Raw genomic sequence first — 15,537 nt, 5'->3', positions numbered from 1 at the left:
GAACAGCGTCGCGTCTGCTCCCGTACGCGGTCCGGCATTCGATACTCAAACCTTTCCGGTCGACTCCGCAAGCGCGCCGTGCCATGTCCGGCGTGCGGAGCGCCGAGTTCCGACGCCCGGCTCACGATATGTACTGCGAGATGTTCCTCGACGGTTACCGCCAGGTCACGTCCTATCCGGTGTCGTCGGATACAGGGCTGGCCCTCGCGCTGTTCATGGTCTTCATCTTCACTTTCGACCAAGAATTCGAGCGAGCCAGGCATCGAGGCGATTCGCACACCTATCAGGAACTGACCGAGACAGCTCGCGTTTCCGAGATATGGATGGCGATGGAGGCATACCTTCGGGAATTCGATCGAGACGAAGTGATCCTCACCCATCTCAGGGCGACCTTCGCGGCAAATTTCGAACAGTACTGCAGTGATGTCACCGCGGCATCTCATCGCCCCGAATTCGCGTTGACACTGCGCCTGGCCGAACAAGATTCAGGGATGACCCTGCGTACGTGCTACGAGATAATCCGCCTCTTCAACGACCACCGCTCACATCCCGAATGCGCGCGCCAGTTTTATGGCATCGGCATGGCAGGAAAATTTCTCGACGATATCCGCGACATGGTCGACGATGTCACTGCGGGTGAGCCGAACCTCCTGCACTCTCTTGTAGCCGGTCATGCGCGTGAGAGGGTAGCCGTCGAGGAGGCGCTGGCGTCGCGGACGCGGATCGACCTGTCATGGTGGCAGAGGACCTGCCCGGACACCTTGCACTCGTTCTTCGAGTACACATTTCGCTACTACGATCTGGTGCCTGCGGCGAAGCTACGCCTGCCGCTCGACATCTGCCACAGCCTGCTCTACAGCCGCTGGTATTGGCGCCGCCCGATCCACCGCAGTCCGACCGAGGTCCACTGATGTTGCAGACCAGTCGTTTTCAACTGGCGATTCGCCTAATTCCCGCCTATGCCCTTCACGCAACGCTGCATCCCTATCGGAGGGACCTCGATGAGCCGCAGGCTGCGCTGCGTATCGACCGTATTCGCGCCCGTAACTCAGCCGCCGCGCTCGATGCGTGGGTTCAACTCCTCATCGGTGCGTACTCGAATCGTGTTGGTGCACAGGCACGGCGCGAATCGGGGCGACTCGCTATCCGCTACATCCGCTTGATGGCAGCAATGAACCGGGAGTTCGAGTACCGCCTGGCGACAGGTCAGTCCGTGCAGCTCGCCAGTGTCCTCTCCCAGCCTCTCGTCGCGGAGTGCGCCATGGACTGGCGACGGTTCACCGCACAGCACAGTCGAAACCCGGCGATCATCGATTTCCTCGAACAGCGCGACCTGATCGACGACTACGCCTCCTACGTCGCGGTGACGACACGGGACGAGTTCGGTTCGAGTGCCGACCTGCAGCTGGAGAGCATGCGATTGGATTCGGGAGGTTATCTGGCTCGCCTCGTCAGACTGATCGGCGAGTTCAGCGAACTACCAACGACACCAGACGTATTAAGGGAGTTTCGCACTCTGGGTCTGGCCGCGAAACTTGCCGATGATTTCGCCGACCTCGCCACCGACTCCGCCGAGGGGCGGTACAACCTTCTCCTCACGTTGCTCGCGGCGGAGCCCGCTGAACACGCGGCCGTCACGGCGGCGCTCGCGAACTCTGAACGACTTCGTCCTCGATGGTGGCAATCCAACGCCCCGCGATCGTTCGGCACTTTCTCGGCGATGTACGAGCGGCATTATGCGGAGATCGAATCCAGGTCACTGCAAGTGATTTGCGATCTGACCATGCTTCACGCCGCTCGTGGCCCCCGTCCGAGGCAGAATTCCCGGCCCGGTCAGCACGTCACCGAACCACCTTGCGAGTCATGGAGGTAAGGCAATTGGGCCGGTATATCGCCGACCTCATCGCACTCGCCCGACCGCTGGCCGCTGCGTTCGCCGGTGCCCAAGTCGTCGTCGGAGCACATCTGACCGGTTCGATCACAACGTCGGTGAGTGAAGCGACGTTGCTACAGGAGGGTGTGGCGATCACCTTCATCGTGGCCGCCGTGAACGGCGTCAACGACATCGTCGACATCGAGGCCGATGCGATCAGTCGCCCGCACCGCCCGCTTCCCGGCGGTAGGGTCTCCCGATCTGTGGCCTGGCGCCTGGTGGGTGCGGAATCCGTTGCCGCGCTGGCATTGTCGATCGGAGTTCCGGCGGCGGCGATGGTGAACCCTGTACTACTCTTCCTCGGAATCTTCTACTCCTATAGGCTGAAAAGCACCGTGCTCGCGGGAAACTTCACCGCTGCGTTCTTGGCCGCAACCCCCCTCGTGTATGGAGGCTGGCTGGGCGGAGTTCCCCGCATCAGCTCATCGACAGCTGCGGGGTTGATCTTCATATACATGTTCGCCTTCGAAGTCCTGAAAACAATCAGAGACAAAGACGCGGACCAGGCAACCGGCTACCGCACCGTCGCGACCCAGTGGGGTGAGGGGACGACCACCGCGATCTATCGCGGGACACTGGCGATCTACACACTCCTCGCCGCAGTCCCAATTCTCCTGGCTCACGCCAACTCGTCCTATTCGGCCCTCATCTGGCCGGGCGCGGTACTACCCCCGCTGATCGCCGGGTGGCTGCTTCCGGTCTCCCGCTCTCCCAACGCAGTGCGCACTGCGCTGCTGGTAATGACGTTGGCATGGTTTCCCGGCATTGCCGCTCTCGCCATCGGCTTCCATACGGTTGGCGCCTGACGATCAGCGGTCCTCCCGAGTTCGATCGCACTCCGCATCCGACCGAACACGTTTCGTTGAGCGTTGCACCCAGAATCAGGTTGGGGACGGCGTCAAATCCTTCGATGACGGTTTTCAGGCGACCTCCGTTGTGGTGGTGCCGGCCGGGCAGGTTGGTGGCGTCGGGGTGATTTCGCGGGGACGTTCGAGGAGCTTGCCCTTGTGGAACAGGGCTCCGGCGCGGACGAGCGCGACGAGGTCGGGCGCGTTGACCTTGCGCCAGCGTGTTTGTGCGGCCTCGATCAGCTTGTAGGCCATGGCGATTCCGACCGCTCGCGAGCCTGGCCCCTTGGTGACCTTGGTCCGCAGGCGTGCGGAGGCAAAAGTCGACTCGATCGGATTTGTCGTCCTCAAATGAATCCAGTGCTCGGCCGGGTATTTGAAGAACTCGAGCGGCACGTCGAGATCACCGGTGATCTTCGCGACCGCTTTCGGACACTTTGCGCCGTAGTCGATTTCGAACGCCGTCACTGCGAGCTGGGCTTTGTCGATATCCTCAGCGTTGTAGATCTCCTTCATCGCCGCGATCGCGCCTGCGTGCCCGATTTCGGCAGCGCGGCGAGCACATTCGCCGATTTGTGGAACCACTCTTCGTCGCTCTCCTCAACCGGATTGTCGACCAGAAGTACAAGCGCATCGCACTCGGCAATAGCCCGCTCCGACAACACGAGATCAGGGTCCCCCGTCTCGGCGTACCCTTGCATCCGCTCGGTCATCGCATTCAGCAGGTCACCCGACACCACACCCGCCCCTCCGGAACACGTGGAACTCCTTTATATCCCAAGCCGAAGCCGTGGCGACAGCGTTCCAGCAGCAGGGCCGGACCAGCTCGGGCCAGCGCCACAAACTCGCACGAGCTCGATCTTCCGGCGGGTTCCCATCGACGAACACCCTCCGATGAGTGCAACGAAACAACGACCGTCCGGCCGCGAAAGCCTATGCCGGACACGTTGAGAACCGATCACCATGAGGCTGTCGTCCCTTCCCGACACGCCAGCTCTACAACGTTCGGGGTCCATCCCGAGATCCCAATGAAGAAGGAATCCGATCCCCCGGGCCATAGCCGAGACTCGATCTAGGCGGTCTGTCGAGGGTAGTACCGACCGATCTACCTTGACCAACGCTATTGCGTCCCGACTCGGAGTTCATCAGGCGAATCAGTCCTGATAGATACCCGCCAGTCGTTCTGGGTGCTCGACAGCTTGATGAACTCGACACGGTGGTCACCGAAATCGGATTGCACACGCCTGCAACGGTTTACATCTGCCAGTCCACACGATTCCGCGCTACGCCGTCACGTCGGATCTCGAGCAGGTCACGGCTGTCTGAAGCCTTCGCGCTTTGTCTCGCCGACTTCGTGCACAACCGCTACAGTACCGACGTTCGGGCTGGTTGGAGACCTGGGATGTGGTGTAGCAGTCATGGTTTCGTTGGACAGGCACATGCTCGGCGGCCGGTTCGGGTTGTGGAGTCTCGCGAGAAGGGCCGCGCAGCGCCTTCGTGGAGCGCCGCGTCCGGGTGAAACCGCTCGAGACGAGCCGGCGGTTGGTGATCAGGGCTCCCCGGCACTGTCCGATGTCCACGCGTTTCCGCTGAATTACTCACCTGCACCGCAGGATTCGGACAGCGACAACCTCGATTACGTGCGAACGTACGGCCGCCGGGATGACGAGGCGGGGATCGATCACAACTTTTCGAAAGGCCAGGCAGATATGACAACTCCCGACGACCGGGCGACGATCACCGAGGACGCGGCCGCCGCCGAGGAGACGACGACAGCTACCGCAGGCGAGGAGGCGGTAGCCGAGCAGGAGACCGCCACCGCGACCGAGGTCGAAGCGTCTGTCGCAGCGGGCGACGCGATATCAGCTGAGGGCGAACCGGCAGCTGAGGAAGACATGGCGGTTGCTGAAGGTGAAGCAGAGAAGGAGGTTTCGGTAGCGGTGGCCGAGGACGAGGCCGTTGCCGAAGATGAGGAGGAAGCCGCAAACGTGGCGCCCGAGGCAACTGCATCCTCGGTTGCCGAGTACGAGCCGGTAGCCGAGGCCGAAGCCGAGGCAGTCGAGGGTGAGTCCGCGGCCGAGGAACCGGCTGTCGAAGCAACTGTCGCCGAGGCCGAAGTAGAAGCGGACACAGCCGAGCGGGAGGCGGCAGCCGCCGATGCCGACCCAGCGAGCGAAGGTGAAGTACCGCAAGCCGAGTCGGCTGTCGACGCCGAAACCGCAGTCGAGATTGTGGACGCGGCTGAGGAATCGGAGGTGGTGGCTGCGGAGGGCGAAGCTGCTGCTGAAACCGAGGTTGCGGAGGATGCCGGTGATGTTGCCGTCGAGGCTGAAGCGGAAACGGCAGCCGAAGGTGAAGTGTCGGAAGCCAGGTCGGTTGTTGAGACCGAAGAGGTTGCCGAGGTATCGGAGGAAGTGGCTACTGGAGACGAGGGTGAAGCCGAGGCCGAAGTCGCGATCACCGCAGACGGCGATGTCGGCGAAAGCGAGTCCGGGGTGGTGGCCGACGAGGACGCGGTCACGGACGGCGCCTCGGATGCGGAGGTGGTAGCTGAAGGCGCTTCGGGCGTCGAGTCCGATACATCGGCCGAGGTGGATGTCGTCGCAGAAGTGGGCGATCCGGTTGCCGCCGAGGCAGAAGCGGCTGCGGCGACGGAGTCATCTATTGCCGAGGTGGCTGCTGAAAGCGAGGCGCACGCGGTGGACGAGACCGAGGCCGAGGTGGATGCCGTTGAGGTAGCTGAAAAAGAGGGTCAGCCCCAGCCCCTCGAGTTGGAAGTGGCCGAAGTGCAGGCGACCGCCGTGGAAGCGCCTGCGGTCGAGGAGGCTTCGGAGCCGGAGGAGGGGCTGGTGGCTGAGGCAGAGATGACGGAGCCGCCTATTACCGAGGGTGAAGACGTCGTCGAAGCCGACTCCGTGGTTGACGAGGAGCGGGTGGTGACCGAAGGCGAACTGGCCGAGACCGAAGCCGCTACTGCGTCCATAGTGGTGAGCATGGAGGCTGTCGCCGACAAAGAAGCAGCAGCTGAAGCCAGGGAAGATGCCGAGACCGAAGCGGTCGCCGAGGTGGAGGCTGCCGAAAGCGAGGCATCCGCTGAAGACGAGGAGATAGCCGAGGCCGTAGCGGCTGCGGCCGAGTCACCCGTTGCCGAGGGTGAGCAGGTCGTCGATGCCGAGTCGGTGCTCGACGAGGAGCAGGTGGTGACCGAAGTCGAACTGCCCGAGGCCGAGTCGGAGTCGGCGGTAGTGGTTGTGGAAGCGGTCGTCGCCGAGGAAGAAGCAACAGCCGACGGCGCGGCGGATGCTGAGACCGAAGAGGTCGCCCAGGCGGCCGCCGAAAGCGAGACGTTCGCTGTCGACGAGACCGTGGCCGAGGTGAGTGCGGTTGACGTAGCTGAAGAAGTGGACGAGGCCGAGCCCTTCGAGGCGGAAGTGGCCGAAGTGTCAGCGGCAGTTGAGGAAGTGCCCGCGGTTGAGGACACGGCAGAGCCGGTGGACGTGGCAGAGGTAGCGATTGCGGAAAGCGGGAAGGTAGTCGAGGGCGAAGCCGTCGGTGAGGTCGAGCATATTATGGCCCACGCCGAGGGCGATCCCGGCGAGAGTGACGTAGCCGAAGTAGCAGCAGTCGCCGAAGACGTGTCGGCGGTCGAGTCCGAAAATGAAGTGGGTTCGGTGCCGACCGGAACCGGGGACCTGGTGAGGTATTCGAGTCCAGTCGTACTGGACGACGGGAACGCGCCCGCCGCCGGTGACAGTGCGGCGGCGGTCATCCGGGACCAAGCGACGACGATCAGCGATCAGGCGCGGATGATCGCGAAACTTCGGCGGAAGGTGATGGTCCTCGAAACCATCATCAAGACGCAGGAATCCCAATCCAACTCGATGGTCGGCGTCATATCTACCTATAAGAACGAATTGACCAGTCTCGCAGTAGATCTCATGGATCTCTGACCAGCCGACCACGGAACGCCGGGAAGTGCCTGCACGCTGAAAAGCCTGGGGCGCTTCCGGGCGGTTCCCACGGTATGCCGGTGTAGTCCGGGCCGAGTATTCGCGATCGCGACAATGACTCCGCTCGTTCCAGGGGCCAGGGGCAGCGGTTTCGTAGTCGTCGAGAACCACGCGCCATAGATGCTCGGGCGCCGGTCGTGCGCGGCGACGAACTCTGTTGAGTGATCTCGCGGTGGGGTCGGCCGCTCAGGCGGCAAACCTGTTGACCGGACGGATTGCGATGCCGCGGCATCGGCGCTCAGGTCGGTGAGCGAACGGCGGTGCCGCGAAGGGGAATCGAGGACGATGCCGGATCGGACAAACAGGTGGGCATTTAAGATGCATCGATGACTGATCGGGAGCCGAGCCAAGTCGACGTGCCCGGGGGCTCCCCGGCGAGACAACCGGTCGATGTGCCTGTCACCTTCTCGTGGCCACGCGATGTCGCATACGTCAGTCCAGGCGCGCATATGGTGGTGCGGGCTGTCGGGTCGGACGTGGGGCATGCGCTGCTGATAGAAGTCGACTTCGGCGAGTTTCCCGACCTGAGAGAAGTATCTGAGACACAGAGTGTCGTACGGGCGTTACTGCTCGCGCTCGTCGACTACGAGGTATCGAAACTTCCTGAGCGGCGGCCAGATCCGGACTCGGAGACCGCGGAAAAGCTGATGCAGATCATCAACGAGGCTGCGCAGGATCACACCGAAGTCGGCGACTTGGTCCGGGAAATCCTGAAAACTCGAGATGCCGGTGTACTGGCCACCGTCGTCTCCGGTCTCGCGGGGCGGCTTCCCGCACGCATCGAAGCGTCGTTGTCGATCTCCAGCAGTGTGACGGTCAACCCGTGGCAGGAGGTCGTTCAAGTTACCGTTCCTGCCGTCACAACAGCTGGATTGATGGCGGCTGCGGCACGCGCGGGGTGGGTCGCGCTGCGCAACGTACCGGCGATTCTCGATGTCATCGTGCGGGCCTCCACGATCAAGGCGGAGCGAGCGGCCCGGATCGCAGCTTTGGAAGCGGAAGCGTCCATCCATCAGAACGAGGCGTTGCTGGAGATAATCCGAACCTCGACACAGGCCGCAGCCGCGCGCCGCTCGCTCGATGCGATCTTGGACATGTCACCCGATATCGCCAGACGTATTCACGTTCAGTCGATTACCGACGACGAGGCGAACGAACGGCGGCATCGCTTGCTTCGAGCAGTCAGACCAGAGGCGGAGCCCTCTGATAGTCCCTCTTGAGCAGTATTGGCTGGTGCAATCGGTCAGCTCTGTGCGACGTTCGCCTCGGCCAGCCATGCGCTGCCTGCTTCCAGGATGGCCGCTTCCTGCTCGCTGAAGCGAGTCGGGTAGGTGCCGGTCACCGGGTGCCCGGCGGTTTCGAGCAGGTAGGCCAGCGCCGCGTATTCCCGAGGATGACGACCGGAAAGCGACTCCGCGTCGATGTCCGGGGCACCTGCGACGCCGAACGGGTAGGTGAATCCGCCCATGTCGTAGACGGAGTCACGATGCTCGATGCGCCAGATCCCATCACGTCGGCTCACGCGGTCGAGGAATCGGTTGTGGATGGTCGCGCCGATCCCAGCACCAGCGAGTTCCGCGAGGAGGATCGCGTTGGTCTCGACGAACGCGCCATCGCCGGCGAAGCGGATGGTGGGAGCGCCGATGAAGTGCTTACTACGCAGCGGCCCGTGCCCCATACGACGAGCGGCGTCGATGAAGTCGTGGGCAGAGCCGGAGAACCACAGGATCCTCAGCGTGGCGTCTTCATGGAACAAGCCGGCCAGCTCGTCCCACTGCTCCTTGTCTCGATGGATCCAGCCTGTCATCAACTCGCTGATCGCCCAGCGGTCTTCGATTCGGTTGTCGCTCATGGCTTCCCACCATGCCTCAACACACCTCAGCCCGCACCCCTACCGCCATCACCGTCTGGACCGGGCACACAGGCGCCGTCCAAATCCGCGGACACTACCCCTGTCCGAATTTCCGGTGCCGTCCAAATGCAGTGTGATCCAGCGCGCGATTGAATGCGCTGGCTCCGTCTGCACCCACTTCCGCCGACACGCTACCGCCGCCAACTCGCGCCGCGACTCCTCACGCCCGGGCGGTCCTTACGGCCGTGGCGTGTCGCACTCAAAGCCCCTCGTCGATTACCTTGCACACAGTCCAGCTGAATCGCGCACACTTGACACATCCCCAGACAATCGCTCCCGGGTTGAGCGCCTGGTTTTATGCTTGCCTACCTTCGATACGCGGGCTGACCTATGGCGTCCAGCCCAGGGAAATCCTTGGGGCTAAGACCGCCCTACCTGCCGCTACAGATCCGTATCCAGAATGCGCGCGCCTGATGCAACCGACGTGGCTGGCAGATCTTTATTTATTGCGCTGCGTGGATCCACTATTCTGATCCCATCTGTCCTGTCGGATGATTCCTGCCTGGGTTGAGCCAACAAGCGACAGCTTTCCAATCGGCAGAAGTCATTCCGGTACGAGCGACCTCCCCGGCGCAGGAGGAGGTGGGCAGATGTTGGCACCGCTCCATTGTCGATGGCAACTCTGTCCCGCATAGATGGCAATGAATGTAATCCATTAGGAGAACCGGTTTCATCTGGTCACGCTCCTGAGCGCGGAGGCGCAAAGTCATCGATATCTCAGGCCTCTGACGTCGACTCAGGGAAATTGTGGCTAGGGCCCGTTTCGAGGTCCACGCCATTGTTGGACCGTCATCGGCGTCGTTGCCGGACAGCGGGGTGTCGAGCACCCACACCTGAAACGGGCAGTCGGGAAGGACTTGATCGGCGTGCAGTTCTGATCCGTCTGTCGCGGGCGCGAGACAATCACTGCACCGGGGCCGAAACAGCGGCAAGGCTGCAGGTGCTAGTTCGTTGTGCCAGGCGAACGAGTCCCGGAGCGGGCAGCGCTGAAACATGCTCTGGTATCTGCGGCGGCGGAATCAGCGGGCTTGCTGACCAGATACTCGGCGCCGGTTTGCTGAGAGCCCTGGATTTTCCAGTCGCGTTGAACCACATGGTTGGTTGACAGCCCGATAAGCACGCGGTAGTGGAAGCGGGGCTTCACGATCATGTCCATCGCCATTGTCGATACCGTGGTTGCGGCGGAATGAGTTTGGTCCAGAAGTCGTGGCGCACTGCGTCCCACAACTTGTTCATTTCCGGAAGGAGTTCTCGTGCTTGCGCGAGATCCGGAAAGTCCTCGGGGCCGAAGGATACGATCGGCGTGGCGCCGGATGCCTCGTGGACGGCGACGATAGAGATCAGGTGGTCCTGAAACAGCCGCCATGTCGCGCGCAATCCCTCGACTTCGGTTCGTCGCATATCATCCATGTCTTGCTTCCAACTCGTCGACTTTGTTCCAGAGCGTTTTCGGCCGTTGTCAATGTCGACCTCCTGCGGTGGTGCTCGCCAGCGCGGGCGCCGCCGTGCTGCGGGCGGGAACGGCGGACGCTGATCGACGGCAGTAATTTCGCACCCGCTCGACCGCATTCCGAATCACCTGCGGTATGTGTGGGCAACCAACGCCGAACGCAGGTGCCACAACCCACTCGCCTGGGTGGGATCGAACCCGGTGAGCTGACCGATTCGCTTGAGCCGGTAGTCCACGGTGTTGGTGTGTACGTGCAGTAGCCGCGCAGTGCGCTGGCGGTTCAGGTTGTGCGCGATATGGACCTGCAGGGTCTCCAGCAGTTCCGGATACTCGTCCAGTGGATCGAGCAGCGACCCGAGATGTTCGCGGGCGGGGCCGGGGCGGGTGAGCTGGTATTCCAGAGCCAGATCGTCGAAGCGATACAGGCCCGGCACCGACCCCAGCCGGGTGACCATGTCGAGCAGTTCGTGGGCTTGATCCGCGGCGGTGGGCACGGTGTCGGTGGCGGCGGTGACCACGGTGGCGGTGATGTGCACGCGGGCTGCCCGCGACAGATGCCCGATCAGTTCCTTCAGGGTGCCCTCGGTGAGGTGGTCGGCGGGGATGAGCAAGGTGCCGCCGTCGACCGACAGCAGCGACAGCACGGTGTCGTCGCAGCGGGTGGCCAGCTCCGCCTGCACGCGCCGGAGTTTGCGGCGGGCAACGACTTTCGAGTCCAGCATCGGGTTGGACTCATCCGGGTGAGACGGAATAGCAAGGGCTATTACGCGATAGCGATCGGAGATATCGATGCCACACTCGCGGGCCATGGTGGAGGTGGGGTGCCCCCCCAGCAGCGCCGAGGTAAGCGTATGCACCGCGGTGTGGTGCTCCGACACCACCGCGCGCAGTTCGCGCACATAGGCTACCGAAACCGCCGTGGTCATGGTGTCGAGCATTTCGACGACGAGTTTGGCGCCGTCGAGGATACTTTGGTAGTCGGCCATGCTGACGGTGAGCATCGGCTCGGTGTCAGCTGAGCCGGCGGCACGCTGCTCAGCCAAGGCGGTAGACACCACCAGGTCGAAGCCGATCTTGAAGCCCTCGTGGATAGCGTGGTGAATGGTCCCAATCGGCACGCCTTCGCGAGCCCATTGGGCCGCAGCGTCCTCGAGCTGCCCGGTCTTCTCGGGAATGTTGCTGCCGTCGAGCATGCTGACCGCCAGTTCCAGGCACACGCGGGTGATGATGGTGATGTCGCCATGGATCGCGTCACCAGGCAAGGTGCCGCAGGGGGCGACGGTTTCGACGAAATGCCCGACCATCTGCCGCGACAAGGCCCGCACGTCTTTCAACGGCAACGACATGAGCCGGCCGGATACAGTAAGTCCTTGCCGTCCGGCGAAGGTGACAGACATGGTCGAACTTCCTTCCATCCCCGTTAACTGCACTATTGCACCAGCGTAACCAGAACAAGATTCGAGAGAACGGTTTACTCCGAGTAACGTGATATTTCGGCAAGAGCGGTCAGCAAGCGATAGTGATAGTTCACAAAGGCGGTCGGCTGACCGCGACTGAAGTGCCGAGATGCCGGAGAGCAGCGAGTCGAGCACAACTGGGGCAAGTCGCCGAAACGAGCGCAAACGGTGAGGTCGACGGTGTGGATCCACACCTCTCGCGTACGCATCCATTCCGTCTCGGCAGCAGGCGCGGTGCGACCTGGGCTGGGCGGAACTCGGTCGACCATGCGATCAATGGAAAGTTCGTTTTCCTAATCAAGGTCCACCTGGTCTGCTGCTTTGCAACTCGCCTGTTGTAGATGGTCCGGAACCGGTACCTCCATGTACATTGCGTCTCCAATGCGTCACCATCCGCGATCGCGCCGGGTCGCGGCCCAATGCCGCCGATGCACAGGTTGTAGGCGATCAGCGGTTTCGGCCGCATCCTCGCCGCCGCGGCCATCGCCGCAGCAAAGAAACCATGCTTGTTGGCGATCGCCTTGCCGCTGTTGCCCGTCTCCTCGAGATGCGAAACCCATGCGGAGTCGGTGAACTGGGTGACCGCTTCCAACGGTAGGTGTCCCTTGAACAGCGCGACGTCGTTGCCGATGTAGGCGCGGTACTTACGTTTGGTGTGCGGCTCGACCTCGGTCAGATGATCGACGTAGGCGTGCAACCACTCGTTCGGTTCTGCCGGTCCTCGCGTGGTGCACTGCCGGTTCGAGCGTGGGTAGTTTGTGATCGCAGACTCGCGAGACTGAAACGATGCCCAGCAGGGCTTCTCACTGATGACGCGGTGGATTCGGTTCCACCAGTATGTGAAGTGTCATGCGCCGAGGTGGTCTTCGAGCCGCGCTCGATCGGGCATCACGGCGCTGCGGAAGCGGTGTGCGGACAGGAACGACAACACCATCCAGGCGGCGGCTTCGGGGTCGAGGTCGGCGCGGAGTTCGCCTGCTTCCTGTCCTCGGATGACGACCTCGGTCAACACTTCGGCGAGCTCGCCGATGTGCCGACGGACCGCCTGCTCGACGGCGGGTTCCGCGGTCAGTGTCATCGCGTCGGCGAAGATCACCCCGAGCGAGCCGGGTGCGTGCAGCTCGTCGATGTGACCGGGGCTGAGCAGGTGCGCCAGCAGCGCGGCGATCGAGTCGGTCTCGGCGGCGAAGGTGCGCATCACAGTGGCGATCTGCCCGGAGGCGTGTTCCACGACGGCGGCATACAGGCTCGGTTTGGAGCCGAAGTTCTGGAAGAGCACGGGTTCGGTGACACCGATCCGAGACGCGATCTGGGCCATTGTGGCCCGCTGGAACCCGGACTCGGCGAACACCGCGGTGGCGGCATCGATGATCGACGCACGCCGGTCCGCGGCGCGCAAACGAGTGCGCCGAGGGTCGGCGGGGACCGAGCCATCGGATCCAACCCTTGCACTTTAACTTAGTTCCAACTAAGTTAAAGCACATCTTAGTCGTCACTAAGTTAAGGAGTGGGCCATGGGCCTCGGACATTTGCTGCATCACAACCCAGCCCCCGGCACCGCGGGGCTCACGATCGACCACGGCGGTAGTTATGACGTGTTCGGTGCGGTGTTCTTCGGTGGCCGCCGCGACCGCGTCTACCGCCGCCTCGCCGTATTGAGCGGCGCCGGGCCCGGCGATCTGGTCCTCGACATCGGTTGCGGCACGGGCTATTTGACCCGCCGCCTGGCCGCAGTGGTCGGCTCTGGAACAGTGGTCGGTCTCGATCCGTCCGCCGCGGTACTCGACCATGCGCGCCGGATCACCAAGGAACCGAATTGCACCTACACCGTGGGCGTAGCGGAATCGTTGAGCGCGCAAGACAATTCGTTCGATGTGGTCGCCAACTGTTTGATGCTGCATCATCTGCCGGAGGATTTGCGTGCGACCGCGTTGGCGGAGATGCGCAGGGTGCTGCGTCCGGGCGGGCGGCTGCTGATCGGCGAGTTCCGGCCTCCGGCGAATCCGGTCGGACGCCATCTCGTCGGGGCGCTGACCGGTCCGGCCATGGAGCACAACCCGATCGACTTACTCGCGCCGATGGTGGTAGACGCCGGATTCGAGCAGGTCGATTCCGCAGACCTGCACCCCTGGATCCGCGTAGTCACCGCCGTCAAACCCGGCGCGGTCGAATGAGACACCTGACCGGCCCGCTGCGGGTCATCGCACTGCCGCTGATCATCGGCGGCATCGCCGTGCACCTATGGCTGGGCAGCATGGTCGGGCTCGCGGTCGCGGGCCTCGGCCTAGCCACCCACGTAGTCCTCGCCGCACTCGGTAGCCGATGGCTGCGGCACCGCAACCGGGCGCGGTAACCCTCACCACCCGAGCACAGCGCACGGCCCGAGAGTCAGCGCCCGCCTGCCCACCGAGCGGCGGACTACCAGGGTCGCAGGCGAGATCGGACCGAGTGACGGACTCGGAGTTGGGCATGGTCCCCCTCGAGGCGTCGATGCGGCGTCGAGCACCACCGCCTTGGAAACCAGTGTCGTCTCCGGTGGTACCCCGACGGTGTAGATCGTGGTGGTGAACGTCTGGATCACCAGCGCCCCGAGGACGGTCCCGCCGAACTCTCCCTCGAATTGCGAAACGTCCTCGAATTGTGAAACGTGTTGCACCGAGGTGCGGTAGTCCTGATAGTGTTAGCGCTCACATTCGTCTAGTCAAGAGCTGTCACGGCCGTAATCCAGTGGCCACGACCGGAGATCCCTCGTCGAGGTCATCGCGGCAGTTCGGGTCGCGGTGCGGCGATCTGTTGTGTGAGCGTTAACCTGGGACCAGAATGCTGCTCGGGGCATCGCTGGGAAGGTGGGATGTGAGGGACAGGGACGGATTCGCCGCCGGGGATGCCTCGACGGCGGTGCGGCCGGCGGGTGCGCGCCCGGCGGTCATGACCGATGTCGCCAAACTCGCCGGAGTCTCCCATCAGACGGTGTCGCGGGTGCTCAACGGCAGTGCGAATGTGCGTGCGCAGACCCGCGAGCGGGTATTGCGCGCCGTCGAAGAACTCGGCTACCGCCCCAACGCCATGGCCAGGGGTCTGGTCAGCAGGCGCTCGAATATGCTCGGCGTGGTCAGCTTCGACACCATCCTGTACGGGCCGGCGTGCACCCTGCTCGGCATCGAACGTGCCGCTCGCACAGCGGGTTACGGTGTCAGTATCTTCGCGCTGGAGACGGTGGACCGCTCCAGTGTGTTGGCGGCCGCGAACAGTCTGGCCGATCAGGGCGTGGACGGCATCATCGTCATCGCCCCACAGATGGCCGCCGCCGCGGCACTGCACAATCTGCCCGAACGCCTGCTGGCCGTCGCGGTCGAGGCCGGACAGGACAGCGGCTTGCCATCGGTGTCGGTCGATCAGATCGAAGGCGCCCGGATGGCGGTGCAACATCTGCTCGACCTGGGACATCGCACAGTATGGCAGGTCGCCGGTCCGAGTGACTGGCTGGAGGCACGCGACCGCATCGAGGGCTGGCGACGCACGCTCGAGGCCGCGGGAGCGCCGGTTCCGCCGGTCATCGGCGGAGATTGGAGTGCGCGCTCCGGATACCAAGCGGGCCTGCTGCTGGCCGCGCAACCCGATGTGACCGCGGTATTCGCAGCCAATGACCAGATGGCGCTGGGCATGCTGCGCGCGTTCACCGAACGCGGCATCCGAGTGCCCGCCGATATTTCAGTGGTCGGTTTCGACGATATTCCCGAGGCCGCCTACCTTTCGCCACCGCTGACGACCATCCGACAGGACTTCGACGAGGTGGGCCGCCGCAGTATGCAGACGCTGTTGCGGCTGTTGGAATTCGACGGAACCACCCCCGAACCGGCATCGCCTTCGGTGATGCCGACACTGGTCACCCGCGACAGCACCGCGGCACCGACCCAGCAGTGATAC

At 63.3% G+C, this 15,537-nt stretch carries 14 protein-coding genes and 1 pseudogene; 8 read left to right on the top strand and 7 right to left on the bottom strand.

Going from position 1 to position 15,537, the window contains the following annotated elements; all coding sequences use genetic code 11:
- Nucleotides 1-140: 140 nt before the first annotated feature.
- From ACQP2D_RS17305 to ACQP2D_RS17295, 3 genes are read left to right on the top strand one after another with little or no spacing between them, the layout of a single operon-like run.
- Nucleotides 141-911: a hypothetical protein gene (locus tag ACQP2D_RS17305; protein ID WP_433684715.1), complete on the top strand. Its 771-nt coding sequence runs from the start codon at nucleotides 141-143 to the stop codon at nucleotides 909-911.
- Nucleotides 911-1,873: a hypothetical protein gene (locus ACQP2D_RS17300; protein ID WP_433684714.1), complete on the top strand. Its 963-nt coding sequence runs from the start codon at nucleotides 911-913 to the stop codon at nucleotides 1,871-1,873. Before ACQP2D_RS17305 ends, ACQP2D_RS17300 begins: the two co-directional genes overlap by 1 nt.
- Nucleotides 1,864-2,739 carry a UbiA family prenyltransferase gene (locus ACQP2D_RS17295; protein WP_433684713.1) on the top strand — a complete coding sequence of 292 codons (876 nt, stop codon included), beginning with the start codon at nucleotides 1,864-1,866 and terminating at the stop codon, nucleotides 2,737-2,739. The genes ACQP2D_RS17300 and ACQP2D_RS17295 overlap by 10 nt, the downstream gene beginning before the upstream one ends.
- A 114-nt stretch (nucleotides 2,740-2,853) precedes the next feature.
- Here the strand turns inward: ACQP2D_RS17295 and ACQP2D_RS17290 are convergent.
- Nucleotides 2,854-3,365: pseudogene (locus tag ACQP2D_RS17290) on the bottom strand (transposase); the annotation flags it as partial.
- Nucleotides 3,366-4,199: 834 nt separating this feature from the next.
- Between ACQP2D_RS17290 and ACQP2D_RS17285 the strand changes: the two are divergent.
- Both ACQP2D_RS17285 and ACQP2D_RS17280 read left to right on the top strand, forming a co-directional pair.
- Nucleotides 4,200-6,731, top strand: coding sequence for a hypothetical protein (locus ACQP2D_RS17285; RefSeq protein ID WP_433684712.1), 2,532 nt, complete (start codon nucleotides 4,200-4,202; stop codon nucleotides 6,729-6,731).
- A 386-nt stretch (nucleotides 6,732-7,117) separates the two neighbouring features.
- The gene (locus ACQP2D_RS17280) at nucleotides 7,118-8,011 is read left to right on the top strand and encodes a hypothetical protein (protein ID WP_433684711.1); all 894 of its coding nucleotides are present in this window, start codon (nucleotides 7,118-7,120) and stop codon (nucleotides 8,009-8,011) included.
- Nucleotides 8,012-8,034: 23 nt separating this feature from the next.
- Here ACQP2D_RS17280 and ACQP2D_RS17275 read toward each other — a convergent pair whose 3' ends face one another.
- The 5 genes from ACQP2D_RS17275 to ACQP2D_RS17255 all read right to left on the bottom strand — a co-directional run bounded on the left by ACQP2D_RS17275 (nucleotide 8,035) and on the right by ACQP2D_RS17255 (nucleotide 13,009).
- Entirely contained in the window at nucleotides 8,035-8,643 is a 609-nt protein-coding gene (locus tag ACQP2D_RS17275) for a nuclear transport factor 2 family protein (protein ID WP_433684710.1), read from the bottom strand.
- A 1,206-nt stretch (nucleotides 8,644-9,849) separates the two neighbouring features.
- Nucleotides 9,850-10,272 carry a hypothetical protein gene (locus ACQP2D_RS17270; protein WP_433684709.1) on the bottom strand — a complete coding sequence of 141 codons (423 nt, stop codon included), beginning with the start codon at nucleotides 10,270-10,272 and terminating at the stop codon, nucleotides 9,850-9,852.
- A gap of 6 nt (nucleotides 10,273-10,278) precedes the next feature.
- Entirely contained in the window at nucleotides 10,279-11,550 is a 1,272-nt protein-coding gene (locus tag ACQP2D_RS17265) for a PucR family transcriptional regulator (RefSeq protein WP_433685681.1), read from the bottom strand.
- A gap of 130 nt (nucleotides 11,551-11,680) precedes the next feature.
- On the bottom strand, nucleotides 11,681-12,307 hold the full coding sequence (locus ACQP2D_RS17260; RefSeq protein WP_433684708.1) for a hypothetical protein: 627 nt from the start codon (nucleotides 12,305-12,307) through the stop codon (nucleotides 11,681-11,683).
- A 150-nt stretch (nucleotides 12,308-12,457) separates the two neighbouring features.
- Entirely contained in the window at nucleotides 12,458-13,009 is a 552-nt protein-coding gene (locus ACQP2D_RS17255; protein WP_433684707.1) for a TetR/AcrR family transcriptional regulator, read from the bottom strand.
- A gap of 115 nt (nucleotides 13,010-13,124) precedes the next feature.
- Between ACQP2D_RS17255 and ACQP2D_RS17250 the strand changes: the two genes are divergently transcribed.
- Together ACQP2D_RS17250 and ACQP2D_RS17245 are read left to right on the top strand one after the other, a co-directional pair.
- Nucleotides 13,125-13,784 carry a class I SAM-dependent methyltransferase gene (locus ACQP2D_RS17250; protein WP_433684706.1) on the top strand — a complete coding sequence of 220 codons (660 nt, stop codon included), beginning with the start codon at nucleotides 13,125-13,127 and terminating at the stop codon, nucleotides 13,782-13,784.
- Nucleotides 13,781-13,963 (top strand): hypothetical protein, encoded by a 183-nt coding sequence (locus tag ACQP2D_RS17245; protein ID WP_433684705.1) that lies wholly within the window; start codon nucleotides 13,781-13,783, stop codon nucleotides 13,961-13,963. The genes ACQP2D_RS17250 and ACQP2D_RS17245 overlap by 4 nt, the downstream gene beginning before the upstream one ends.
- Nucleotides 13,964-13,966: 3 nt before the next feature.
- Here the strand turns inward: ACQP2D_RS17245 and ACQP2D_RS17240 are convergent, their stop codons facing one another.
- A complete protein-coding gene (locus ACQP2D_RS17240) occupies nucleotides 13,967-14,266 on the bottom strand; it encodes a hypothetical protein (RefSeq protein WP_433684704.1) in 300 nt (99 codons plus the stop codon).
- 197 nt (nucleotides 14,267-14,463) lie between these two features.
- Here ACQP2D_RS17240 and ACQP2D_RS17235 point away from each other — a divergent pair, with 197 nt between their 5' ends.
- Nucleotides 14,464-15,534 carry a LacI family DNA-binding transcriptional regulator gene (locus ACQP2D_RS17235; RefSeq protein ID WP_433684703.1) on the top strand — a complete coding sequence of 357 codons (1,071 nt, stop codon included), beginning with the start codon at nucleotides 14,464-14,466 and terminating at the stop codon, nucleotides 15,532-15,534.
- Nucleotides 15,535-15,537 lie beyond the last annotated feature (3 nt).

Origin of the sequence: Nocardia sp. CA-119907 (genome assembly GCF_050955995.1) — a bacterium.
Lineage (GTDB): Bacteria > Actinomycetota > Actinomycetes > Mycobacteriales > Mycobacteriaceae > Nocardia.
This window is presented reverse-complemented; position numbering and strand designations above follow the sequence as displayed.